Consider the following 21,737-nt stretch of genomic DNA (forward strand, 5'->3'; position numbering starts at 1 on the left):
GGTCGGCACCTGGGTAGGTCAGCCCGTGATGGTGGCGGAGCCGAGGACCACGTCGCCGGCCGGATCCGGCCGGTACGCCACCACGGCCTGCCCGGCCGCCACCCCGCGCACCGGCCGGCGCAGCTCGGCGCGGAGCGTGTCACCGTCGAGGTCGACGGTTGCGGGCACCACGTCACCGTGCGCGCGCAACTGCACCTCGCACTCGACCGGCGACGTCGGACGGGGGCCGCCGGTCCACACCGGGCGGGCGGCCCGCACCTGGGTCACCTCAAGCGCCTCGGCAGGACCGACCGTCACCGTGTTGGTCTTCGGCGTGATCGAGAGCACGTAGCGTGGCCGACCGTCCGCCGCTGGCCGGTCCAGGTGCAACCCACGTCGCTGGCCCACCGTGTAGGCGTACGCGCCGGTGTGGCTGCCGACGACCGCGCCGGTGCTGGCGTCCACCACGTCGCCGGGTGCCTCGCCGAGCCGGCCCGCGAGAAATCCGCGCGTGTCACCGTCGGCGATGAAGCAGATGTCGTGCGAGTCCGGCTTGTCGGCGACCGCCAGACCACGCTCGGCGGCCTCCGCGCGGACCTGCGCCTTCGTCGAGTCACCGAGCGGGAACATCGACCGGTCCAGCTGCTCGCGCGTCAGCACCGCCAGCACGTACGACTGGTCCTTTGCCACGTCGACGCTACGTCGCAGCAGCCCGTCCGAACCGAGTCGGGCGTGGTGGCCGGTGACGACCGCGTCGAAGCCCAGGGCCACGGCCCGGTCCAGCACCGCGGCAAACTTGATCTTCTCGTTGCAGCGCAGGCAGGGATTCGGCGTACGGCCAGCGGCGTACTCGGCGACGAAATCGTCCACCACGTCTTCGTGGAACCTGTCGGCCATGTCCCAGACGTAGAACGGAATGCCGATCACGTCGGCGGCCCGCCGGGCGTCCCGGGAATCCTCAAGGGTGCAGCAACCGCGCGCCCCGGTCCGGTAGGTCTGTGGATTGCGAGCCAACGCCAGGTGTACGCCTGTCACGTCGTGCCCGGCCGCTGCCGCCCGCGCCGCCGCCACGGCCGAGTCAACCCCGCCCGACATAGCTGCCAACACCCTCATCGCAACCCCCTCCCAAACCCCCACGACAACCCTATCCGCCACCCCGATCGAACCCCCACCCCCGCCCCCGGTCCGCCCCACCCCGCAACCGCTCCCCTTCTCTTCCCTTCCCTTCCCTCCCCTTCCCTCCCCTTCCCTTCCCTTCCGACAAGCCTCGACGGCCCACACCTCGCCCCACTCAAGCTCTAGGGCCTACGCCACCCGGCCCAGGACCCGTGCCCACCCACTCCTCCGTCGATCATGGAGTTGTGGTGCCCGGAAAGAGCCGAAAAGTGAGCTACATCCCCCACCACAACTCCATGATCGACTCGACCCCACCGGGCGACTCGCCCTCGCCCGCGCGATCTTGCACTTCCTGCCTGGACAAAGAGGTCTCAAGGGGCAAATCCGCGACTGAAAGTGCAAGATCGCGCGAGAAGGAGAGGCGGAGGGGGTGGGGCTGTTAGCGGGGGGTGCGGGGGGAGGCTGCTCGGCGCGCTCGGTCGACGGCTGCCGGGAGGGCTGCGACGAGGGCGTCCACGTCGGCCTGGGTGCTGGTGTGACCGAGCGTGAAGCGCAGCGAGGAGCGGGCACGGTCGTCGTCGGCGCCCATGGCCAGGAGTACGTGCGAGGGCTGGGCCACCCCGGCCGAGCAGGCCGAGCCTGTCGAGCAGGCGATGCCCTGGGCGTCGAGCAGGAGCAGCAGGGCGTCGCCTTCACAGCCCGGGAAGGAGAAGTGCGCGTTGCCGGGCAGCCGGTCGGTCGGGTCGCCGTTGTAGATCGCCTCGGGCACCGCGCGGCGGACCCGCTCGATCAGGTTGTCGCGGAGGGCGGCGACGCGGGCGGCGTACTCCTGTTGGCCCTTCACCGCCGTCTCCACGGCGACCGCGAAGGCGACGATGCCGGCCGTGTCCAGTGTGCCGGACCGGACGTCGCGTTCCTGCCCACCGCCGTGCAGCAGCGGGGTGGCCGCCACGTCCCGGGCGAGCAGCAGTGCGCCCACCCCGGTCGGCCCGCCCAGCTTGTGCCCGGTCACGGTCAGTGCGGCGGCCCCGCTGGCGGCGAAGTCGACTGGCACCTGGCCGACGGCCTGGATGGCGTCGGTGTGGAACGGTACGCCGTGTTCGGCAGCGACGGCGGCCAGCTCGGCGACCGGCTGCACGGTGCCGACCTCGTTGTTCGCCCACATGGCCGTGACCAGGGCCACCCGATCGGCGTACGTGGTCAACTCGGCACGGAGGTCCTCCGGGTCGAGGCGGCCGACGGAGTCCACAGGCAGCCAGCCGACCTCGGCGCCCTCATGCTCGGCGAGCCAGTCGACCGAGTCCAGCACGGCGTGATGCTCGATGGCGCTGGACACGACCCGCAGGCAGTCGGGGCGGGCACCCCGGCGGGCCCAGAAGATGCCCTTGACGGCGAGGTTGTCGCTTTCGGTGCCGCCACCCGTGAAGATCACTTCGGATGGCCTGGCGCCCAGCACCGCTGCCACCCGCTCGCGTGACTCCTCGACGCGGCGACGGGCATGCCGACCGGCCGCGTGCAGTGACGACGCGTTGCCGACCTCGCGGGCGGTGGCGACGTACGCCTCCAGCGCTTCGTCGAGCATCGGAGTGGTCGCCGCGTGATCCAGGTAAGCCATCACCGCTCAGCCTACGGCCGACAGGGTGGCAGCCGGATGCCGGAGGGGACCCGGAGCGATGCCAGCCCTGCGAGCAGCGCGGCCGGGGCGGGAGGATGCTCCCGCCCCGGCACCGCGCCGGTCGTACCCGATCAGGCCGGCACCGCCGTGACGACGATGTTGTCGCGGTATTTCCGGGCCTTGGCGTCGAACGGCCCGCCGCAGGTGATGAGGGTCAGTCGGGCTTCGCCGTCGCGGGCGAAGTACCGGTCCAGCGGGATCTTGGTCTTGGCGTACTCCTCCCGGGCGACGACCCGGTACTTCCGTTCCTTGCCGTCGCGGCCGGTAGCGGTGAGCGTGTCGCCCTTGTCCAGCTCGCGCAGCCGGAAGAACGCACCCTTGCCCTGCTTGGCGCTGTCCACGTGACCGGCGATGACCACCGAACCGGCGTCCGCCTCCAGGCCGGGACCATAGCGGTACCAGCCGATCTGGTCGACGCTTGGCGGTACCTCGAACTCGTTTGTCCGTTCGTTGATGCCGACCGCGTTGACGGTGGCGGTGACGTCGATCTCGGGAATCACGAGCCGCACCGGCGGGATGACCTTCGCGCCGGTGGGCAGGTCACCGGTGGCCACCGGGACGTCCCCGGTGACCGGCGGGGTCGCGGTGGCGGTGGCCAGCGCGTTCGCCTCCTCCGCGCCGACGTTCTCGGCCAGCTGGGAGCCGCAGGCCACCAGGGTGGCGACGGTGAGCGCGGCAACGCCGGCGGCCATGGCCGCCAGCGCGCCGCGGTTGCGCACCGTCACTGGCGACCGGTCCGCGCGGTAGCGACCCGCACCCCGCCGCCGAGCAGCAGCAGTACGCCGACGCCGGTGAGCACGTACCACCAGGTGTCCACGCCCGTACCGGCCTGGCCACCGTCACCGCTCGGCACGCCACCCGGGGCGGAGTGCAGGCCGGTGATGGTCTGGGCCACCACGTCGAGGGTCTTGCCCTCGGCGGAGCCGATCGCGTAGACGATCGTCGCGGTGCCCTCCTTGAGGTTGAGGTCCGCCGGGCCGATGGCCACGGTGTCGGTGCCGGCCAGCACGACGTCCGCCTTCACGGTGCCGGCGTCGACGTCGGCCTTCGCCTCGTTCGGGTTGGTCAGGCCCTCGAAGACCGGGGTGCCGCCGGCGCGTACGTCCACCTCCGGGGCGGCGGCGGTGTGCCGCACGATGAGGCGGGCCTTGCCGGCGCCGACCTTCGAGACGTCGTTCACGAACGGGGTGATCTTCGGCGTGCCGGCGGCGTCGAGGTGCGCGGCGATGCTGATGTTCGCTCCGCCCGGCACCGCGGCGTCGTCGACCTTGAGGATCGCCTTGTCGAGCGCCTCACCCGGCTTGGTGAGAGCGATGTCGTAGTCGCCCTCCTCCAGGTTCAGCGGGCCGGCCACGTCACCGGGCTTGAAGTTGTCAAGCGTCTTCTTGCCGTTGACGTAGACGTCGACCGGGGTGTCCGGGATGCCGTGCACGACGGAGACCTTCGACGTGGCGGCGAACGCGGGGGTGGCGGTGAACGCGCCGACACCGGCGAACGCCAGCGCGGCGACCGCGCCGCCCGCGGCGACCCGACGGATGTACGAGAGCTGCATGTGTCTGCCTCCTGGTGATAACTGCTGATTCGTCAGGCCTGGCTTGCAGAACGGGTTACGCCGGCTGCGCGACGGCTGGATGCGCTCTGGACGCGATTTCTTTTTCGACGGCTTTCGCATCCGGATCGGGCCTGCGGAGCGAAGAGCAGGTGACATGACATCGACCGGGGAAGTGGGGCGAAGGCTGTGGCAGCTACAGTCGGGTATGCCCCATCGAAGGCGAGCTGCCCGATGACGGCGCCACCACAGAATCCGGATCCCCCGGTGGACGACGTAGCCCTCCGGTTCCGCGAAGGTGACGAGGCGGCGCTCCGCGAGGCGTACGACCGCTATGGCCGTGCCGTGCTTCACCTGGCGACGTCCATGCTGGCCAACCGTGCCGACGCCGAGGACGTGACCCAGGCGACGTTCGTCGCCGCCTGGTTGGGAAGGGACACCTTCGACCCGTCCAAGGGTTCGTTGATCGGCTGGCTGCTCGGCATCGGCCGACGCAAGGTGATCGACCGGATGAGGGCGTCGGCCCGCGAGACCCGTGTGGTGGAGACGGTCCGGCAGCTGCCCGAGCCGGCGCAGACCGGCCCCGACCCGGATCGGGTGGTGGACCGGCTGGTGATCGCCGACGAGCTGGCCCGACTGCCCGACGACCAGCGACGCATGCTGGAGTTGGCCTTCTACGACGACCTGACACACCAGCAGATAGCGGCGGTGACAGGGGTGCCGTTGGGCACCGTGAAGAGTCACATTCGACGCGGTATGGCGAGCTTGAAACGCAGATGGGAGGTGGACGGTGCAGCACCTGGACCACGACCGGCTGGTCTATCTGGCGCTCGGTGAGAGCGAGGCGGCCAACGGGGAGAGCACCCACCTCGACACCTGTGAGCACTGCCGGGCCGAGCTGACTGCCCTTCAGCAGGTGGCCGGGCTCGGTGCGGAGACGCAGGGCCTGGCTGACCTGCCCGACCCGCCCGAGCACATCTGGCAGGGCATCGCCGCGGAGATCAGCGCTGCGCAGGCACTGCCGTCGCTTACCGGAGCCCCCCGCCAGCAGACCGTCGACCAGCCGCTCAGCGGCACGAGCGCGGAGCGGCAGGTCAGCGGCCCGACTCCGGAGCGACCGATCAACGAGCCGACCGAGCGGTCGGTCAGCGAGCCGACAGCCGAGCGGTCGGTCAGCGGCACGACGGCCGGTCCTGAGGTGCCGGGTGCCGGCAGCCACTGGTCGGAAGGTCGGTCGAGCGGCAGGTCACGGGCCCGTCGACGCGGCTGGTCGCGCTGGGCGGCCACCGCGGTGACAGCAGCCGCCGCTGCGGCGGTCGGGGTGGTGGGCACGGTGTCCGTGCTGCGGCCGGACGATCCGCCGCCGGATCCGACACCGGCGGTGGTGGCACAGGCGCCTCTGGCGGCGTACGGGTCGACGCCTCCCACGGCCACCGGCGACGCCCGTGTTCTCGACGGCGGCCAACTACATCTGCATGTGGCGAATCTCCCGAGCGTGCCGGGGTACTACGAGGTCTGGCTCATCAACCCGACGACGATGCAGATGTTTTCGGTCGGCACGCTGGGTGGGGGTTCGGACGCGCTGCTCCCGCTGCCACCCAACGTCGACCTGAGTGCCTACTCGGTGGTGGACGTCTCCGCCGAGCAGTACGACAACAAGCCCGCCCACTCCGGCGACAGTCTGCTGAGGGGCACCTTGACGGGCTGATCGGCGGGCCGGCTCAGCTCCCCGGCCCGCCGATCAGCTCCCCATCACGACACTGGCCGCCGATCCGCTCCCCGCCACGACCGGCCGCCGATCAGCCCTCACCACGACATCGGCCGCCGCCCGGATCACCGGGCGACGGCCGAATCGACGTACGCGCAGCGTCACTTGCGCTTGCGGATCTCCTCAGCGGCCTGCGGGACGATCTTGAACAGGTCGCCCACCACGCCGAAGTCGGCCAGCTCGAAGATCGGCGCCTCGCCGTCCTTGTTGACCGCGACGATGGTCTTGGAGGTCTGCATGCCGGCCCGGTGCTGGATGGCACCGGAGATGCCGAGCGCGACGTAGAGCTGCGGGGAGACCGTCTTGCCGGTCTGGCCCACCTGGAACTGGTGCGGGTAGAAGCCGGAGTCGACGGCCGCGCGGGACGCGCCCACGGCACCGCCGAGCAGGTCGGCCAGTTCCTCGACCAGCTTGAAGTTGTCGGCGTTGCCGACACCGCGACCACCGGAGACGACCACGCCGGCCTCGGTCAGCTCGGGGCGGGAGCCCTTCTGCTCGGCGACCCGCTCGACGACCTTCGCCAGCTTGTCGGTGTCGGTGACCGACACGGTGAGCTGTTCGATCGCCGGGGTGGCCGCCGCCGGGCTCGGGGTGACCGAGTTGGGCCGGACGGTGACCAGCGGCAGGCCCTTGGTGACCTTGGACTTGACGATGGCGGAGCCGGCGAAGGCGACCTGGGTGGCGGTGCCGTCCGCATCGAGGCCGACCACGTCGGTCAGGATGCCGTTGTCGAGCTTGACGGCGAGCCGGGCGGCGATCTCCTTGCCCTCCTGGGCCGACGCAAGCAGCACGGCGGCCGGCTGCACACGCTGGACCAGTTCGGCCAGCACTGTGGCCTTGGGCGCCACCAGGTAGCCGTCGATCTCGTCACCCTCGGCGGCGTAGATCTTCTCCGCGCCGTACTCGCCCAGCTTGGCGCTCAGCGCCTCCGCTGCGCCAGCGCCACCGAGCACTACAGCGCTCGGGGTGCCCAGCTCACGGGCGAGGGTGAGCATCTCCAGGGTGACCTTCTTGACGCCGAATTCCTTCGTGGCTTCGACGACGACGAGAACCTCAGACATGTCCAGACCCGCTCTCACACGAACTTTTCGGTGGCGAGGAACTCGACCAGCTTGACGCCGCCCTCGCCCTCATCGGTGATCTTGGCACCGCCGGAGCGCGGCGGACGCTTGCTGTGCTCCACGACGGCGCTGGTGGCACCGTCGAAGCCCACCTCGGTGGGCGCGACGCCGAGGTCGGCCAGCGAGAGCGTCTGCACCGGCTTCTTCTTGGCGGCCATGATGCCCTTGAACGACGGGTAGCGCGGCTCGTTGATGGTGTCCCAGACGGAGACCACGGCCGGCGTGGAGGCGGTGACGACCTCGTAGCCCTCCTCGGTCTGCCGCTCGACGGTCAGGGTGGAGCCGTCGACGGTGAGCTTGCGCGCGCCGGTGAGCGCCGCGACGCCGAGCCGCTCGGCGATCATGTGCGGCATGACCTGGACGCGACCGTCGGTGGACTCGGCGCCGCAGATCACCAGGTCGGCGTTCAGCTGGCCGAGGGCGGTGGCGAGGACCTTCGAGGTGGCCACCGCGCAGGAACCGTGCAGGGCGTCGTCCACCACGTGCACGGCCTTGTCCGGGCCCATGGAGAGCGCCTTGCGGATCGACTCGGTCGCCCGGTCCGGACCCATGGTCAGGATCGTGACTTCGCCACCGTGCGCTTCCTTGATCTTCAGCGCCTCCTCGATGGCGTACTCGTCCATCTCGTTGATCACGTTGTTCGCCGAACCGCGGTCGACGGTGTTGTCGTCATTGCGCAGGTTGCGGTCCGCGCCCGAATCAGGCACCTGCTTGACGAGTACGACGATATTCATCGCGCTTCGACGACCCTCCTGTGTGGTGGTGCGATTTGGCTCGCCCGGTCTGGGCCGCAGCCTCGCGCGTCGGTTGACGCCAGGTCAACCTCGGGCTGCTGTGCAGTTGCCCACGACGCAATGTTACCTGTCAGTAGGTTGCGACCGCCGGGCACTCAGGGTGACACAGCTCACCCACGGCCGCCCTCAGGCCGGCTCGGTCAGCGCGCCCCGGATCTGGTCGATGACCGCGGCCTCCGCCGAGGTCACACCGTCGTGCGCCCGGGCCACCCGGTCCGCCGCGGTCAACACCACCGACCGGTACGCCTCGACGTCCGCCGGCGACTTCTCCCGCAGGATCCGTACCGCCCTGCCCAGCGCGGGCAGCACCACCGACTCGATCTCCAGTTGGGAGGTGCGGGGAAGTTGGGGCAGCGGGCCGGTGGTCAGCGCGTCCTTGACCAGACCGCTGGCATCGGCCAGCGCCCCGGACGCGGCGAAGCTCTCCCGGAACAGCGCCACCACGCCCGGGTCGGCGTTGGAGACCAGGACGACAGCGCCGAAGGCGCCCGTCTTGAGGGTCAGCCGCTCCTCGACCGTCAACCGCTGCTCCATGATCACGGAGTGTAGACGTACGGGGTGGTGGTCGTGACCGGGACCAGCCCGAGCCGCTGGAGAATGGGCCGGCTGTCCTCGGAGGCGTCCACCTGCAACAGCGTCCGACCCCGTTGGTCGGCCAGCCGTGCCCGGTAGGTGACAAGCGCCCGGTAGATGCCCTTACGACGCCACTGCGGCAGCGTGGAGCCACCCCAGAGCGTGCCGAAGCCGGTGTTCGCAGGGAAGCGCACCCAGCCGGCACTCACCACGGTCTCGCCCGCCTCGGCCACCACCACGGTGATTGAGTGCGGGTCGGCGTCGATCTCCTTGGCCAGCCCCGTCACCAGGTGCGAGCGGTCCTCCTGCCACACCTCCTCCTCCATGGCGGCGATCCGCTCCAGGTCCGCCCGGGACGTCACCTCACGCAGGCGTACCCCCTCGGGGGCGACAGGCAGTGCGGCGGCCAGCGGCGCGACCGGCCCGATCACGACGGTCTCCCGCTCCTGCGCGACGAACCCGGCGGCGCGCAGGCGGTCCGCCAGGTCGGCCGGCTCGTCGTGCTCGTTGAGCTTCCACTCCACCGACTGGCCGCGCTCCCGGAACAGCTCCACCTGACGGGCGATCAACTCGTCAAGCGCCTCGTCGGTCAGGCCGCCGAGGTCCCGGTAGGTGAGGAACCCGCCAGCGTCGAGCCCGATGATCCGGACCAGCGGGCCGTCCCGCTCGACGGTCACGCCGGCCGGAATCGGGTCGGGGATCTCCGGGCGGAGTTGGTTGTCGTAGGCGGTACGCAGGGTCAGCACGTCGATATCGGTCACCGGCCCAGGCTAAGGCGGATGGGAAGCGGATAATTGACGGCGTGTGGCAGGCCATCAGACGTTGGTTCGACCCGGCGGATATGCGCGCCGTCGGCGAGACACCGGACTACCGGTTCTCCCTGGCCAACGAGCGGACGTTCCTGGCCTGGCTGCGCACCAGCCTGGCGCTTGTCGGCGGCGGGCTGGCCGCGGCGCAGTTCCTGCCGCCGCTGGCCGTCGACCACCTGCGGGAAACCATCGCGGTCACGCTGCTGCTGCTCGGCGCCGCCGTCGCGGTCCGCGCTGTCGACCACTGGGCGCGAACTGAGCGGGCCATCCGGCTCGGCGAGGAGCTGCCCGCCTCCCGCTTCCCCGCCATCCTCGCCCTCTCCGTCGGCGCTGGCGCGGTGCTGCTGGTGATCGCGGTGCTGAGCCGGGCGGTCGGGGAGCAGTGAGCGGCGTACGCGACCCGGGGCTGCAACCGGAGCGGACCCGCCTGGCCTGGCGGCGCACACTACTGACGGTGACCGTGGTGACCGCTCTCACCGTCCGGCTGGGGGCCGACGACGGCCCTGTCGGTGCGCTGCTCGCCGGTGCGGCGGTGCTGCTCTGGGGTGCGGTTCTCGCGCTCTGCTGGCGGCGCAGCACCGGCACCGGCGCGGCGCCCACAGGCGGTCGCGTCCTGCCCCTGGTCGCGCTGGGCACTGTCGGATTCGCACTACTGGGAGTGACACTGACGGTTCACCGACTGGGGTGATGCGACGCGGTGCGCCATCATAGGTGCATGGCCCGGCTCTTCATACTCCTATTCCTGGCGCAGGTTGTCCTCGCCGCCTGCGCTCTGATCAGTTGTCTCTCTGCCGAGGAGGACCAGATCCGCACCCTCCCCCGGATCGTCTGGGCGCTGATCATCTTGTTCTTCCCGCTGGTCGGGTCGATCGCCTGGTTCGTCGCCGGACGGCAACGCACCCCCGGCGCCGCCACCGGCATCAGCAAGATCTGGCCGGGCGTCAGCGGCACGGCCCAGCGCCAACCGTTGGCCCCCGACGACGACCCGGAGTTCCTTCGCTCCGTGCAGGACCGCGCCAAGAAGCAGGACGAGGACCTCTTCCGCCGCTGGGAAGAGGACCTGCGCCGTCGCGAGGACGACCTGCGCCGTCGCGACGGTGACCCGCCACGCGAGGACGAGCGACCCGAGGTCTGAAGCCGCCCGCGGTCGCCCCGCTGGGGGCGACGGCGGCGGCTACGACTCAGGCCAGGTTCGACGACCGGGGGTACGCGTCGGTCGGGTCGGTGAGCACGTTCACCAGGTACGGCACGCCGGCGTCGAACGCCCGCTGGAGCGCCGGCCCCAGATCGGCTGCCTTGGCGACCGTCTCCCCCGCGCCGCCGAGTGCGCTGACCACCGTGTCGTAGCGCAGCTCCGGCTGGAGGTCGGCGGCCACGTCGTAGCCGTACATGGCCCGCATCGGGTGCTTCTCGAGCCCCCAGATGCCGTTGTTGCCGACCACCATCACGACTGGCAGCTTCTGGCGGACAAGCGACTCCACGTCCATCAACGAGAAACCGGCAGCGCCGTCGCCCATCAGCACGCAGATCTGTCGGTCCGGGTGGCTGACCCGGGCGCCCATCGCGTAGCCCATGCCGGTGCCCAGGCACCCGTACGGGCCCGGGTCCAGCCAGGTGCCCGGCTGCGCGGGCTCCAGGTAACGGCCGGCGTACGAGACGAAGTCGCCTCCGTCGCCGATGGTGATCGCGTCGCGGGCCAGCACCCGGCGCAGCTCGCCGTAGATCCGGGCCGGGCGGATCGGGTCGGTCTCGGCTGCCATCTCGGCGGCGTCGCGGGCCTTCGCCGCGTCCTCGGCGACGCGCAGGTCGGCGATCCAGTCGGAGTGGTCGGCCCGGTCACCGGCGTGGTCGGCAAGCGCGGAGAGGATCAGGCGCAGGTCACCGGCGGGGGCGACCGCCGGCTGCACGTGCGTCGCCCGCTGGCTGGGCGCGTCGACGATGTGCACCACCTTGGCGTCGCCGAAGTCACCGAAGCTGAGCCGGAAGTCCAGCGGGGTGCCGACCACCACGACGACGTCGGCGCCGGAGAGCGCGGCGCGGCGGGCCTTGGCGAAGGCGAGAGGGTGCTCCGGCGGCAGCGAGCCGCGGCCCATCCCGTTGGTGAAGACCGGCACCTGCAACGCCTCGGCGGCCTCCCGCAGCGCGGCGACCGCGTCACCGGCGTACACGTCCGAACCGGCGATGATGACCGGTCGCTGCGCGCCGGCGATGAGCGTCGCGGCCCGCCCGACCTCGTCCGGGTCCGGTTCGACAGGGTCGACGCCTGTCGGCGCTGGTACGTCCGCCTCGGAGACCGAGAAGACCGTCTCCAGCGGGAAGTCCAGGAACGCCGGGCCGCGGTGCGGGGTGAGCGCGGCGGTGAGGGCCGTGTCGATCGCGCGCGGGATGTCGTCGGTGCTGAAGACCGTCTCGGCGTGCTTGGTGACCGGGGCGACAAGCGGGAGGTGGTCCATCTCCTGGAGGCTGCCCGAGCCCCAGCGGAACGCCGGCGCCCGGCCCCCGAGCACAAGCACCGGGGAGGCGTTGAAGAAGGCGCTGGTCATGCCCGAGATGCCGTTGGTGACGCCAGGCCCGGCGGTGAGCACGGCGAGGCCCGGACGGCGCTGGAGTTTGGCCACCGCCTCGGCGGCGAACACCGCGGACTGCTCGTGCCGGACGTCGTAGATCGGGAAGTCGCTCTTGTGCGCGGCGTCGTAGAGCGGGAAGACGTGCCCACCCGACAGCGTGAACATCTCCCGTACGCCGTGCGCGCGAAGTGCCGCCAGCGCCAACTCCCCGCCGTGACCCTCGATCCGCTCCGTCATTCGCCGCTTCCCTTCGTGCCTCATGACCGAGGGCCCACGCTACTGGCCGGTAGACCGAATGTGAACCGTTCTCGATTCACCGCTCGATCGACGATCCGCGCACCCGCGCGGGTCAGCGACCCGTAAAGCCCGGCTTGCGCTTCTCGACGAACGCCGCCATGCCTTCGCGCCGGTCGTCGGTCGCGAACAGCGCCGCGAAGAGCTGGCTCTCCCACGCCAGGCCCGAGTTCAGGTCCATGTCCAGGCCGCCGTCGACAGCCAGCTTCGCCGCCCGCAGCGCCTGAACAGGCCCATCGAGGTACGGCTTGACGAGCGTTACGGCAGCGTCGTACACCTCGGCGGCCGGGACGACCCGGTCGGCAAGACCGATCCGCAGCGCCTCCTGCGCGTCCACCATCCGCCCGGACATGATCAGATCCTTGGCACGGGCCGGGCCGACAAGGCGGGCCAGCCGCTGCGTGCCGCCGGCACCGGGGATGATGCCCAGCTTGATCTCCGGCTGGCCGAGCTTGGCGTCCTCGGCCACCACGCGCCAGTCGCAGGCAAGCGCCAGCTCGCAGCCGCCGCCGAGGGCGTACCCGGTGATCGCCGCGACCACCGGCTTGGGGATGCGGGCGATCGCACCGAGCGCACTGGACAGGGCAGCCGCCCGGTCGGCCATATCCACGTAGGACATCTCGGCCATCTGCTTGATGTCCGCGCCCGCGGCGAAGACCTTCTCGCCGCCGTACACGATGACGGCGCGGACCTCGGGGTCGGCGGTGGCGTCCGTCGCGGCGGCGCGCAACTCCTCCTGCACCTGGGTGTTGAGCGCGTTCATCGGCGGCCGCTCCAGCCGGATGGTGCCGATGCCGTCCTTGATCTCCAGCCGAACGAACTCGCCCACGCTGCCCTCACTTCCTCGTCGAAGTCGCGTGCCAACCTTACGACCAGGCTCGTTTGGGTAAGTAGTGTGGTGTCAGTCCCGCAGGTGGGAGTACAGCCATGGTCACGTATTACGACGACAAGTCGGTGCAGGTCACCTCCACCGCCGTCCGGGTCGACGGTCGCCGCTACCCCCTGGACCAGATCACCATGGTCTGGCACCGCCGGGGCAGCCGTTCCTGGCGAGTCCTCGTCGGTCGAGGTGCGATCGGCGCGGCGCTGGCCGGCCCCCTTGTGGCGGCAGTGCTCGGCATCGGCGTGGCCGTCTGGTTGCAGCGCTCCCCCACCGTGACGATCGCGATCGTCGGCGCCTCCGTGCTCGTCGGCCTCGCCGTCGGCCCGGTCGCCGACTTCCTCTTCGAACACCTCGACCGCTCCTACGCCAGGGGCAGCCGGCAACTGGAGATCTGGGTCCGCTGGCGCGGCCATCCGGTGCGGCTGTTGCAGACCGGCGACGCGCTGCGCTTCGGCCAGATCTACCGGGCGCTGCAACGGGCCGTCGAGCACAGCCAGCCCCGCCGCCCCGCCGCCCGCCGCTAGCCCTCCCGGGCAGGCGGGCCGTCCTAACGGCAGGCGGCCGTGACGACGACGGGCGCCTGTGTCAGCGCCGGCGGCCGGCAGTCACCAGGTGTCGTCGGCCGCCAGGCAGCGGCCACGTTGTGGACCGGGTCTTCCGGCCGGTACGCGGCCCACCGGGAAAGGTCGTTGCCGCCATCGAGCCCGCTGGCGAGCAGCACGCCGGCAGAACCGGTCCGCACCGCGGCCAGCAGCAACCGCATGCCGACCGCCGGATAGCCGAGCGCGGAACACGCCAGGTCACCCTCGCGCCAGCACGTCCACGCCAAGGCCGGATCCCCTATCGCCCGGTCCGGGTACGGCGCCGTGAACAGGTCGTACACCACCGCCTCGGTGCCGAGGGTCTGACCGACGCTCTGCCAGAAGTCGATGGCGTGTGTGGCGTCCGGCATCGGCTTGGCGCAGACCGCCCGCTCGTCCCGGCACGTCGCACCCGGTCCGATGTAGCGGCCGTGACTCCAGGTGAGCGCGACGATCGGCGTGATGCCGGCGGCGATCAGCCGGTGCGTGTAGGCCACCACCTCCTGCCGGTACGGTTCGCCGCCATAGCGCGGGTCGACGTACGACAGGCCGAGCCAGCAAGCCTCGTTGAGCGAGATGTACGCCGCCCGGAAGCCACGTGCGACGAGCCCGGCCACGGCGTTCGCGTCGACCGGGCCGTCCCAGATCCCAACTCCGTTCACGCATCGGGACTCGGCACCGGTACGCGCCAACGGCGCCAGCGGTCGGGGAGCCACCGCGTCGACGACAGGGGAAATGCCCCAGAGACGGTTCCCCACCACGCTTACGTACGGCGCCTGTCGCTCCTGACCTGGCGTGAGCACCCGGACGAACGGGGCGGTGGCGGCCTGCTTCGCGCCCTGGTCGTCGTACGCCCAGGCGAACAGGTTGTACCCGCCGGCCGGCACGTCACGCCACTGTGCCGTGTAGGGCGCCGTCGTATCGATGCCGAGCGGGACCGGCTCCGACGTGTTGCCGGTACCGAAGAACTCGACCCGGGTGATCCGCCGGCCCGGCGCGGCCGTGGCGACGGCCTCCACATTGATCGTCGCCGGGGCGAAGAAGTGGTCACCGCTCTCGGGCCGCGTGATCCGCACGACCGGCCTGTTCGGATCCGGGCCGGGACTGGCCGACTGACTCGGCGCCGGGCTCGTCGTCGGATTGGGCGTGGCCGAACCCGTCGGGGCGGGCGTGGCCGAAACCGTCGGGCCGGGCGTGGACGATGGCGGCAGGGTGGTCCCGCAGGTGACGCCGTTGAGGGTGAAGGTGACCGGTCCGCTGCGCTTGACCCCGTACGTCATGACGTACTCGAAGGAGATCCGCCGGTCCGCCGGCAGGACGCTGCCGGGCAGGCTGCGCAGCGTGACCTGATCGCCGCGCTGCTCCCAGCGGACGCCGTCGACGTGTTTGACCTGCTCGCTCGGGTATCGGACCTGGAAGCGGAGCGTCCAGTCCGACAGCGACCGGCCCACGCTCACAACGGTGATGTCGCCCCGGAGCATCGACTGGTACTGGTAATTGCTCTGCATCTGCACGGCGCACCCGCCGGCGGCGGATGCCGGAGGCACCACGGCGACGGCCGCGGAGGCGGCGGCGAGCGCGGCAATGGCCGAGTAGACGATGCGATTCCTCATCAACGATCCCCCGTGATCGAAGCTCATCACTGTCATCCTCGGTGCGGGCAGAGCCGCAAGTCAAGGACGCCTGGGTCAGCGATGTCGTGGATCATTCAGCTCCGGGTTGCCCGCCAGTGGTTAAGCTTAGTGATGACCCTCTATTACCGGGACGACGCGGTGCAGGTGACCTCCGAGTCGATCCGGGCCGGTGGTCACGTGATCGCCCTGTCGGATGTGACATTCGTCTGGCACGCGCGGGGCCCGAAGACCCTCGCGGTACGCGGCCGTGTGCTGGGGCGCGGTGTCCTGGTGCTGCTGCTGTCGCTGCCGCCGCTCGTCGCTGTGGTGTGCGTGCTCTCGCTTGCCTGGTCGGCGCAGGACCGGGGCAACTGGCAGCTGGCGTTGATCATCCTGGCCGCCTGCGCGGTGGGAGCGCTGGCGTTGACACCGTTCCTGGAGATCCCGCTGGGCTGGTTGGATCGCTCCTACGAGCGCGGCAGCCACGTGCACGAGTTGTGGGTGCAACACCACGGTCAGGAACAGTTGCTGCTGCGTACGCCGGACGCGTTGCGGTTCGGGCAGATCTACCGGGCCGTGCAACGGGCCGTCGAACAGCAGGGCGACCACCGCTGAACCGGCCACCTGTCAGTTCAGCGGCAGTGTGGTGGCGATCGGCCAGCCCACGATGGCGGCACCCACCACTGCCGACAGCCAGCGCGGGGCGGCGTAGCGACGCAGCACCGCCGCCCAGATGGCGTGCCAGCCGAGGAGCAGCACGAACAACGGCACCACGAGCAGCACGAAGCCCGGTGCCACGCCGACAAGCGCCGCCATGGTCAGCACCGGCACGGTGACGGCGACGACAAGCAGGTGTCGCCAGGTCCGGCCGTCGGCGACCAGCTCGACGCCCAGCAGGTACAACAGACACGCGCCCAGCACCAGCGGGAGCAACCACCAGCGGGCGCCCACCGGCCGCGCCGACGTCAGGCCCAGGTGGATCGGCAGCGCGACGGCGAGAACCGCGTACCCGGTCAGGGCCAACGCCGCGACGACGGCCCGGGCCCGCGCCGAAGGACCAGCCGCGACGGCGACCCGGTCCGGAGCCCTGCGACCTGCCTCGACGGCGGTCGGTGCCGGCGCCGGAGCGCCCGGGGAGGGCGGTCGCGGCAGCCAGCGATGCCCGGCGGCCACCAGGAGGCCGGCGACAAGCAGGAAGCCTGCGACGTAGCCACCGACGGCGAGTGGCAGGCGGTTGGTCGGCAACACCGCCGCGGCGACCGCACCGGCCCCGGCGGCTGACGTCGTCAGCCCGAACAGGGTCAGGCCACCGAGCGGAGCCCTCCGCCCGGGCCGCTCCGGACCGGCACCCCGTCTCGGCAGGAGTAGCGCCGCGAGCGGGACCACCCCGACGCCGAACGCCAGCACCAGCAGCGCCGCCCCGGCGAGCCGGACAAGAGGCCGTGGCGCGGCCGTCCCGTCGGTGCTGGGCAGCCAGTCGGCGATCTCCTGATGGGTACGCGGGGCGAAGAGCACCGAGATGTGCTCGACACCGGGCACCACCACCGCTGGCCGTCGGCTCACCGCCGCGCCCCGCCCGACGGCGTCGTCGGCCGCGCGCCGGAACACTGGGAACTCCGCGCCGCCCACGATGAGCAGCAGCTCCGCCGGCCGGCCGGGTGGCAGCTCGCCAGCGCTGGGCAGCGAGATCGCCACGGTACGGGCGATCTCCGGATGGTCGACGGCGTACCGGGTGACGGCACCGGCGCCCATCGAGTGCCCCACCAGCATGATCTGGTTCGGGTCCACGTCGGACAGTGAACGCACGTGGATGACGGCGGCGTCCACGTCGGCCGCCAGCCTCGCGGAAGACATGTCGGCACCGAGTCGAGCCGGGTTGGCACCGTGACCGGCGAAGTCGAACAGCAGCGCGACGGCCCCTCGACGGGCCACGGTGTCGGCGATCGGGCGCATCAGCCGGGCAGAGCCGGCGAACCCGTGTGCGATCACCACACCCGGCCGCCGTACGCCCGGTGGCGGCGCACCGGCGCGTACCTCGGTCATTGGCACACCGCCGACGGTGACCTGCCGGACGGTGAGGCCGTCGTCGGCTCGGACCAGCACCAGCGTGCCGAGCGCGGCGGCGACCGCCGCGAGCACGGCGAGCAGAACGGTGGTCCGGGTGCTCGGCGGGCGGTGCGGCGAGGGTGCCGGCATGCCGGCACCCTACCGTCGAAGGGGCTGCCGGCGACTCCGCCGGACGAGCGCTTGTGGCGCGACCGACGCACACTTGATCCCATGGCGATTCCCCTCCCCACTCCATCTGCGGTGGTCGGACTGACCCGCTCCGCTCTCGACCAGGCGATGGGCTCGGCCGCCTCGTTCGCCGCCGTGCCCGCCCGCGCGTTCGCGGTGCTGGACGGGGTGGAGGCGCTGCTGGCCCGGATCAACGGCGTGGTGGACCGGATCGAGACGACCCTGGACCGGACCGATCAGGTGCTCACCGATGCCGAGGGCGCGGTCCGCGAGGTGGCGGTCATCAGCGCCGCCGCGACCACCGCCATCGACACGGCCACCGAGGTCGCGGCGGCCGCCGCCGTTGTCGTCCGGGAGGCCGAGCAGGTTTCCCGGGCCGCCGGCACGGTGGTCGCCGAGGCCGAGACGGTCGCCGGCACCGCAGCGGTCACTGTGGCGAGCGCTGCTCAGGCCGCGACGACGGCGGCCGAACTCCTTGCGGCGTACGAGCCGGCGTTGCGCAAGGCCGCCCCGATGACCGAGCGGTTCGTCGAGGAATTGAGCCACGAGGAGATCACCGCAGCGATCCACCTGATCGACGAGCTGCCCAAGCTCAAGGCGCACCTGACCGCCGACATCCTGCCGATCCTGGCCACCCTGGACCGGGTCGGCCCCGACCTGCACGACCTGCTGGACGTCACCCGCGACCTCAAGCTCGCCGTGGCCGGCATCCCCGGCCTGGGCATGCTGCGTCGGCGGGGCGAGAAGCTCGGCGACGACTCCGCCAGCTGAGCCGCGCCAGGTCCGAGGGCGGGCTCAGCAGTCGCAGGTGATCGTCGCGGTGGGCGCGGTCAAGTCGTCCACCGGACGTCGGGTCAGTCCCGTCTCCGTCACCACCGGCAGCCCCTCCCGCACCCAGTACTCGAACCCGCCGATCATTTCCTTGACCTGGTAGCCGAGCCGGGCGAACTCCAGCGCCGCCCTGGTCGCGCCGTTGCAGCCCGGCCCCCAGCAGTAGGTGACCACCGCCGTGCCGGCGGGGATCAACCCGCCCGCCTGGGCGGCGATCTCGGCGGTGGGTAGGTGCACGGCCCCGGGCAGGTGCCCCTGGCCCCAGGCCGCCTCCCCCCGGGAGTCGACAACCACCAGACCGGGGGTACGGGCGGACAGGTCGGCGTGGACGTCGCTGACGTCGGTCTCGACGCTGAGCCGGGCGAGGAAGTGGGCGGCGGCGGTAGCCGGGTCGGCCGCTGGGACGGCGAAGGCGAAGGTCATGCACCGATCGTGGCCGTGGTCGCCGGATCGGGGCGAGTGGCGGGAACGACAACCTGCGCTAACATCCCGCCATGCCGAGCCGCGCCACTGTCACCGAGCCGCGCCGACCGTCGACGCGCCGCGGGCCGGCAGACCGTCACCGCGTCGCGGTGCTCGCGTACCCGGGGATGTCGGTGTTCGAGACCGGCATCGTCACCGAGGTGTTCGGGCTGCCCCGGCCGGAGTTCGACGTCGACTGGTACGACCTGGTGGTATGCGCCGAGCGGCCAGGGCCGGTGCCGGTGGTCGGTGGCGCCAGCCTGCACACCCCGTACGGCCTGGCGGAGCTGGCGGCGGCGCGGACGGTGATCGTGCCCGGCGTGCCGGACGTGACAGCGGACCCGTCACCCGGGCTGGTCGCCGCGCTGCGTCGGGCACACCGCGACGGTGCGCGGATCATGTCGATCTGCTCGGGTGCGTTCGCACTTGCCGGCGCGGGGATCCTGGACGGTCGTCGAGCCACCACCCACTGGCGGTACGCGGAACTACTGGCCCGCCGGTACCCCCGCGTCCAGGTCGACCCGGACGTGCTCTACCTCGACGACGGTGACCTGCTCACCAGTGCCGGCAGCGCTGCCGGCCTGGACCTCTGCGTCCACGTGATCAGGCGCGATCACGGTGCGGCGATCGCCAACGCGGTGGCCCGGCGGCTGGTGATTCCGCCGCACCGCGACGGCGGGCAGGCGCAGTTCGTCGAGGCGCCCGTGCCCGCCGGCACCGACGACGACCGGATCGCGGGCAGCATCGATTGGGCGCTCGCGCATCTCGCCGAGCCACTGACCGTCGCCCGGCTCGCCCAGCAGGCGCACATGTCGCCCCGCACCTACCTGCGGCACTTCGCCCAGGCCACCGGTACCAGCCCGATCCGCTGGCTGATCGACAAGCGGGTCCGCGCCAGTCTGGCGCTGCTTGAGGAGTCGGACACCCCGGTCGAGCAGGTCGCCACGGCAGTGGGGTTCGACACGGCGGTCACCTACCGCCACCACTTCGGACGGCTCATGTTGACGTCACCGACGGCGTACCGCAGGGCTTTCCGCGTCGGCGCCGTGCGCGGCGGTCTGCGGTAGCCGGAGGTCAGCCCGGGGCGTACAGCTCGTCGATCTCGGCGCGTCGCGGCAGTGCCACCGAGGCACCGAGCTTGCGGACGCAGGCAGCGCCGGCCGCCGACGCCCAGCGCACCGCGTCGACAACGTCCCGACCTTCGCCCCAGCCGACGGCAAGCGCGGCCGTGAACGCGTCACCGGCGGCGGTGGAGTCGACCACGTCGACGGGTACCGCGGGCACGTGCGCCTCGGTGCCGTCCCGGTCGACGTACCAGGCGCCCGCGTCGCCGAGGGTGAGCACGGCGCGGGGCACCAGGTCGAGCAGAGCGCGCGGTTCCTCCCGGCCCCGGCCGGTGAACGCCTGCGCCTCGCCCTCGTTGACGACAAGCAGATCGACGGCGGCGAGCAGTTCCGGCGGCAGAGCCCGGGCCGGTGCGGCGTTCAGGATGACCCGGGTGCCGGCGGCGCGGGCGGCCACAGCGGCGGCGGCCACGGTCTGCACCGGGATCTCCAGCTGGGCGACCAGGACGTCCGCCGCGCGTATCGCCGCGAGTTCGTCGTCGGTGAGACCGACAAGCGCGTCGTTGGCGCCGGGGGTCACCATGATGGCGTTCTCCCCCTGCGCGTTGACCATCACCAGCGCCACGCCGGACGCGCCGTAGACCACGCGCAGATGACTGGTGTCCACACCGGCCGCGGTGATCCGGGCCTTGAGGGTGACGCCGAAGGCATCCGAGCCGATGGCGCCGAGGAAGACACAGGAGGCGCCGGCCCGGACGGCGGCGACCGCCTGATTGGCACCCTTGCCGCCGGGCACCATCACGAAGTCGGTACCGAGCATTGTCTCGCCCGGCCGAGGTAGCGAGGGCGCCATCGCGACCAGGTCCATGTTGGCGCTGCCCACGACGACCACGCGGGTCTGCGACATGGTCACCCTCCCCGTCGGCTGCTCAGGCGGCGCGGGCGGTGTAGCGGTCGCCGGACCGCTCGACCACCAGCGGCAGACCGAAGGTCTTGGAGAGGTTGTCGCCGGTGAGCGTCTCGGCGAGCAGCCCCTGGGCGACCACCGCCCCTTCGCGCAGCAGCAGCGCGTGGGTGAACCCGGGCGGGATCTCCTCCACGTGGTGGGTGACGAGCACCATGGCCGGGGCGTCCGGGTCGTACGCCAGCTCGGCCAACCGGGCGACCAGGTCCTCACGCCCACCCAGGTCGAGCCCGGCGGCGGGTTCGTCGAGCAGCAGCAGCTCCGGGTCGGTCATCAGTGCCCGGGCGATCTGCACCCGCTTGCGTTCGCCCTCGGAGAGGGTGCCGTAGCGACGTTCGGCGAGGCCGCCGATGCCGAGCTGGCTGAGCAGCGCCCGTGCCCGCGCCTCGTCACCGCGGTCGTAGCTCTCCCGCCAGCGGCCGACGACCGACCAGGCGGCGGTCACCACGACGTCGCTTACCTGCTCGTCGGCGGGCACCCGCTCGGCGAGCGCCGCTGTGGAGAGCCCGATCCGGGTACGCAGCTCGTTGACGTCGGTGCGGCCGATCCGCTCGCCCAGGACGTGCGCGACGCCTGTGGTGGGGTGCAGTCGGCCGGCGGCGAGGTTGAGCAGTGTGGTCTTGCCCGCGCCGTTGGGGCCGAGCACCACCCAGCGCTCGTCCAGCTCGACGCGCCAGGTCAGGTCCTGCAACAGGGCGGTGCCGGAACGGCGTACGCCGACGCTGTCGAGGCTGACCACCAGATCCGGGTCCACGGGGGCGGCGGCAGGCGCGGCGCCGGCAGCGCCGGGGATCAGGTCACCAGTCACCTCTCCATCCAACCACGCAGCGTCGGGGTGCCCCCCACGGGCGGCGTCGCG

General features: G+C 71.7%; 24 protein-coding genes. 9 read left to right on the top strand and 15 right to left on the bottom strand.

What is annotated here, in order from left to right:
* Positions 1 to 18: 18 nt before the first annotated feature.
* From mnmA to F4558_RS20530, 4 genes are all read right to left on the bottom strand, one after another.
* A complete protein-coding gene (mnmA, locus tag F4558_RS20515; RefSeq protein ID WP_053659521.1) occupies positions 19 to 1,092 on the bottom strand; it encodes a tRNA 2-thiouridine(34) synthase MnmA in 1,074 nt (357 codons plus the stop codon).
* Positions 1,093 to 1,534: 442 nt separating this feature from the next.
* Positions 1,535 to 2,710 (bottom strand): cysteine desulfurase family protein, encoded by a 1,176-nt coding sequence (locus tag F4558_RS20520; RefSeq protein WP_053657655.1) that lies wholly within the window; start codon positions 2,708 to 2,710, stop codon positions 1,535 to 1,537.
* A 131-nt stretch (positions 2,711 to 2,841) separates the two neighbouring features.
* Complete coding sequence (locus F4558_RS20525; RefSeq protein ID WP_167945570.1) at positions 2,842 to 3,495, bottom strand: class F sortase; 654 nt, start codon at positions 3,493 to 3,495, stop codon at positions 2,842 to 2,844.
* Entirely contained in the window at positions 3,492 to 4,322 is an 831-nt protein-coding gene (locus F4558_RS20530; protein ID WP_053657651.1) for a DUF4397 domain-containing protein, read from the bottom strand. Before F4558_RS20530 ends, F4558_RS20525 begins: the two co-directional genes overlap by 4 nt.
* A 231-nt stretch (positions 4,323 to 4,553) precedes the next feature.
* Between F4558_RS20530 and F4558_RS20535 the strand changes: the two genes are divergently transcribed.
* Together F4558_RS20535 and F4558_RS20540 are read left to right on the top strand one after the other, a co-directional pair.
* On the top strand, positions 4,554 to 5,156 hold the full coding sequence (locus tag F4558_RS20535) for an RNA polymerase sigma factor (protein WP_167945572.1): 603 nt from the start codon (positions 4,554 to 4,556) through the stop codon (positions 5,154 to 5,156).
* Positions 5,110 to 6,027, top strand: a complete 918-nt coding sequence (locus tag F4558_RS20540) for an anti-sigma factor (RefSeq protein ID WP_167945574.1) — start codon at positions 5,110 to 5,112, stop codon at positions 6,025 to 6,027. Before F4558_RS20535 ends, F4558_RS20540 begins: the two co-directional genes overlap by 47 nt.
* A 161-nt stretch (positions 6,028 to 6,188) precedes the next feature.
* On the opposite strand, the gene F4558_RS20545 is transcribed toward F4558_RS20540, so the two are convergent.
* The 4 genes from F4558_RS20545 to F4558_RS20560 all read right to left on the bottom strand — a co-directional run bounded on the left by F4558_RS20545 (position 6,189) and on the right by F4558_RS20560 (position 9,336).
* The gene (locus F4558_RS20545) at positions 6,189 to 7,148 is read right to left on the bottom strand and encodes an electron transfer flavoprotein subunit alpha/FixB family protein (protein ID WP_053657645.1); all 960 of its coding nucleotides are present in this window, start codon (positions 7,146 to 7,148) and stop codon (positions 6,189 to 6,191) included.
* Between the two features lie 14 nt (positions 7,149 to 7,162).
* Positions 7,163 to 7,942, bottom strand: a complete 780-nt coding sequence (locus F4558_RS20550) for an electron transfer flavoprotein subunit beta/FixA family protein (RefSeq protein WP_053657643.1) — start codon at positions 7,940 to 7,942, stop codon at positions 7,163 to 7,165.
* Between the two features lie 186 nt (positions 7,943 to 8,128).
* Positions 8,129 to 8,542: a hypothetical protein gene (locus F4558_RS20555; protein WP_053657641.1), complete on the bottom strand. Its 414-nt coding sequence runs from the start codon at positions 8,540 to 8,542 to the stop codon at positions 8,129 to 8,131.
* Entirely contained in the window at positions 8,539 to 9,336 is a 798-nt protein-coding gene (locus F4558_RS20560) for a GNAT family N-acetyltransferase (protein ID WP_167945576.1), read from the bottom strand. The genes F4558_RS20555 and F4558_RS20560 overlap by 4 nt, the downstream gene beginning before the upstream one ends.
* A gap of 80 nt (positions 9,337 to 9,416) precedes the next feature.
* Here F4558_RS20560 and F4558_RS20565 point away from each other — a divergent pair, with 80 nt between their 5' ends.
* From F4558_RS20565 to F4558_RS20575, 3 genes are read left to right on the top strand one after another with little or no spacing between them, the layout of a single operon-like run.
* Positions 9,417 to 9,770: a YidH family protein gene (locus F4558_RS20565; protein ID WP_209274489.1), complete on the top strand. Its 354-nt coding sequence runs from the start codon at positions 9,417 to 9,419 to the stop codon at positions 9,768 to 9,770.
* Positions 9,767 to 10,072 carry a DUF202 domain-containing protein gene (locus F4558_RS20570; RefSeq protein ID WP_167945578.1) on the top strand — a complete coding sequence of 102 codons (306 nt, stop codon included), beginning with the start codon at positions 9,767 to 9,769 and terminating at the stop codon, positions 10,070 to 10,072. Before F4558_RS20565 ends, F4558_RS20570 begins: the two co-directional genes overlap by 4 nt.
* Before the next feature lie 27 nt (positions 10,073 to 10,099).
* Positions 10,100 to 10,519 carry a PLD nuclease N-terminal domain-containing protein gene (locus F4558_RS20575; protein ID WP_167945580.1) on the top strand — a complete coding sequence of 140 codons (420 nt, stop codon included), beginning with the start codon at positions 10,100 to 10,102 and terminating at the stop codon, positions 10,517 to 10,519.
* 46 nt (positions 10,520 to 10,565) lie between these two features.
* Here the strand turns inward: F4558_RS20575 and F4558_RS20580 are convergent, their stop codons facing one another.
* Both F4558_RS20580 and F4558_RS20585 read right to left on the bottom strand, forming a co-directional pair.
* Positions 10,566 to 12,188: an acetolactate synthase gene (locus tag F4558_RS20580; RefSeq protein WP_167945582.1), complete on the bottom strand. Its 1,623-nt coding sequence runs from the start codon at positions 12,186 to 12,188 to the stop codon at positions 10,566 to 10,568.
* 112 nt (positions 12,189 to 12,300) lie between these two features.
* A complete protein-coding gene (locus F4558_RS20585) occupies positions 12,301 to 13,074 on the bottom strand; it encodes an enoyl-CoA hydratase/isomerase family protein (protein ID WP_167945584.1) in 774 nt (257 codons plus the stop codon).
* 98 nt (positions 13,075 to 13,172) lie between these two features.
* Between F4558_RS20585 and F4558_RS20590 the strand changes: the two genes are divergently transcribed.
* Positions 13,173 to 13,652, top strand: a complete 480-nt coding sequence (locus tag F4558_RS20590; RefSeq protein ID WP_167945586.1) for a DUF6232 family protein — start codon at positions 13,173 to 13,175, stop codon at positions 13,650 to 13,652.
* A gap of 23 nt (positions 13,653 to 13,675) precedes the next feature.
* On the opposite strand, the gene F4558_RS20595 is transcribed toward F4558_RS20590, so the two are convergent.
* Entirely contained in the window at positions 13,676 to 15,322 is a 1,647-nt protein-coding gene (locus F4558_RS20595; RefSeq protein ID WP_167945588.1) for an Ig-like domain-containing protein, read from the bottom strand.
* 132 nt (positions 15,323 to 15,454) lie between these two features.
* Here F4558_RS20595 and F4558_RS20600 point away from each other — a divergent pair, with 132 nt between their 5' ends.
* Positions 15,455 to 15,937, top strand: coding sequence for a DUF6232 family protein (locus tag F4558_RS20600; RefSeq protein ID WP_053657668.1), 483 nt, complete (start codon positions 15,455 to 15,457; stop codon positions 15,935 to 15,937).
* 12 nt (positions 15,938 to 15,949) lie between these two features.
* Here F4558_RS20600 and F4558_RS20605 read toward each other — a convergent pair whose 3' ends face one another.
* Positions 15,950 to 17,518: a dienelactone hydrolase family protein gene (locus tag F4558_RS20605; protein WP_167945590.1), complete on the bottom strand. Its 1,569-nt coding sequence runs from the start codon at positions 17,516 to 17,518 to the stop codon at positions 15,950 to 15,952.
* Positions 17,519 to 17,599: 81 nt separating this feature from the next.
* On the opposite strand from F4558_RS20605, the gene F4558_RS20610 reads away from it, so the two are divergent.
* Positions 17,600 to 18,328 carry a hypothetical protein gene (locus F4558_RS20610; protein WP_053657620.1) on the top strand — a complete coding sequence of 243 codons (729 nt, stop codon included), beginning with the start codon at positions 17,600 to 17,602 and terminating at the stop codon, positions 18,326 to 18,328.
* Positions 18,329 to 18,352: 24 nt separating this feature from the next.
* Here the strand turns inward: F4558_RS20610 and F4558_RS20615 are convergent, their stop codons facing one another.
* Positions 18,353 to 18,811 (bottom strand): rhodanese-like domain-containing protein, encoded by a 459-nt coding sequence (locus F4558_RS20615; protein ID WP_167945592.1) that lies wholly within the window; start codon positions 18,809 to 18,811, stop codon positions 18,353 to 18,355.
* 71 nt (positions 18,812 to 18,882) lie between these two features.
* Between F4558_RS20615 and ftrA the strand changes: the two genes are divergently transcribed.
* Positions 18,883 to 19,917, top strand: a complete 1,035-nt coding sequence (ftrA, locus tag F4558_RS20620) for a transcriptional regulator FtrA (protein WP_167945594.1) — start codon at positions 18,883 to 18,885, stop codon at positions 19,915 to 19,917.
* 7 nt (positions 19,918 to 19,924) lie between these two features.
* Here ftrA and F4558_RS20625 read toward each other — a convergent pair whose 3' ends face one another.
* Together F4558_RS20625 and F4558_RS20630 are read right to left on the bottom strand one after the other, a co-directional pair.
* Positions 19,925 to 20,821: a ribokinase gene (locus F4558_RS20625; RefSeq protein WP_167945596.1), complete on the bottom strand. Its 897-nt coding sequence runs from the start codon at positions 20,819 to 20,821 to the stop codon at positions 19,925 to 19,927.
* A gap of 22 nt (positions 20,822 to 20,843) precedes the next feature.
* Complete coding sequence (locus F4558_RS20630) at positions 20,844 to 21,698, bottom strand: ABC transporter ATP-binding protein (RefSeq protein ID WP_209273344.1); 855 nt, start codon at positions 21,696 to 21,698, stop codon at positions 20,844 to 20,846.
* Between the last annotated feature and the right edge of the window lie 39 nt (positions 21,699 to 21,737).

It is taken from the genome of Micromonospora profundi (assembly GCF_011927785.1).
Taxonomy (GTDB): Bacteria; Actinomycetota; Actinomycetes; order Mycobacteriales; family Micromonosporaceae; genus Micromonospora; species Micromonospora profundi.

Excerpts from the sequence above, each read along its gene's own strand:
- mnmA (WP_053659521.1), bottom strand. The coding sequence starts at position 1,092 with ATGAGGGTGTTGGCAGCTATGTCGGGCGGGGTTGACTCGGCCGTGGCG.
- F4558_RS20520 (WP_053657655.1), bottom strand. The coding sequence starts at position 2,710 with ATGGCTTACCTGGATCACGCGGCGACCACTCCGATGCTCGACGAAGCG.
- F4558_RS20530 (WP_053657651.1), bottom strand. The coding sequence starts at position 4,322 with ATGCAGCTCTCGTACATCCGTCGGGTCGCCGCGGGCGGCGCGGTCGCC.
- F4558_RS20535 (WP_167945572.1), top strand. The coding sequence starts at position 4,554 with ATGACGGCGCCACCACAGAATCCGGATCCCCCGGTGGACGACGTAGCC.
- F4558_RS20545 (WP_053657645.1), bottom strand. The coding sequence starts at position 7,148 with ATGTCTGAGGTTCTCGTCGTCGTCGAAGCCACGAAGGAATTCGGCGTC.
- F4558_RS20550 (WP_053657643.1), bottom strand. The coding sequence starts at position 7,942 with ATGAATATCGTCGTACTCGTCAAGCAGGTGCCTGATTCGGGCGCGGAC.
- F4558_RS20565 (WP_209274489.1), top strand. The coding sequence starts at position 9,417 with ATGCGCGCCGTCGGCGAGACACCGGACTACCGGTTCTCCCTGGCCAAC.
- F4558_RS20575 (WP_167945580.1), top strand. The coding sequence starts at position 10,100 with ATGGCCCGGCTCTTCATACTCCTATTCCTGGCGCAGGTTGTCCTCGCC.
- F4558_RS20580 (WP_167945582.1), bottom strand. The coding sequence starts at position 12,188 with ATGACGGAGCGGATCGAGGGTCACGGCGGGGAGTTGGCGCTGGCGGCA.
- F4558_RS20590 (WP_167945586.1), top strand. The coding sequence starts at position 13,173 with ATGGTCACGTATTACGACGACAAGTCGGTGCAGGTCACCTCCACCGCC.
- F4558_RS20595 (WP_167945588.1), bottom strand. The coding sequence starts at position 15,322 with ATGAGGAATCGCATCGTCTACTCGGCCATTGCCGCGCTCGCCGCCGCC.
- F4558_RS20600 (WP_053657668.1), top strand. The coding sequence starts at position 15,455 with ATGACCCTCTATTACCGGGACGACGCGGTGCAGGTGACCTCCGAGTCG.
- F4558_RS20605 (WP_167945590.1), bottom strand. The coding sequence starts at position 17,518 with ATGCCGGCACCCTCGCCGCACCGCCCGCCGAGCACCCGGACCACCGTT.
- F4558_RS20610 (WP_053657620.1), top strand. The coding sequence starts at position 17,600 with ATGGCGATTCCCCTCCCCACTCCATCTGCGGTGGTCGGACTGACCCGC.
- F4558_RS20615 (WP_167945592.1), bottom strand. The coding sequence starts at position 18,811 with ATGACCTTCGCCTTCGCCGTCCCAGCGGCCGACCCGGCTACCGCCGCC.
- ftrA (WP_167945594.1), top strand. The coding sequence starts at position 18,883 with ATGCCGAGCCGCGCCACTGTCACCGAGCCGCGCCGACCGTCGACGCGC.
- F4558_RS20625 (WP_167945596.1), bottom strand. The coding sequence starts at position 20,821 with ATGTCGCAGACCCGCGTGGTCGTCGTGGGCAGCGCCAACATGGACCTG.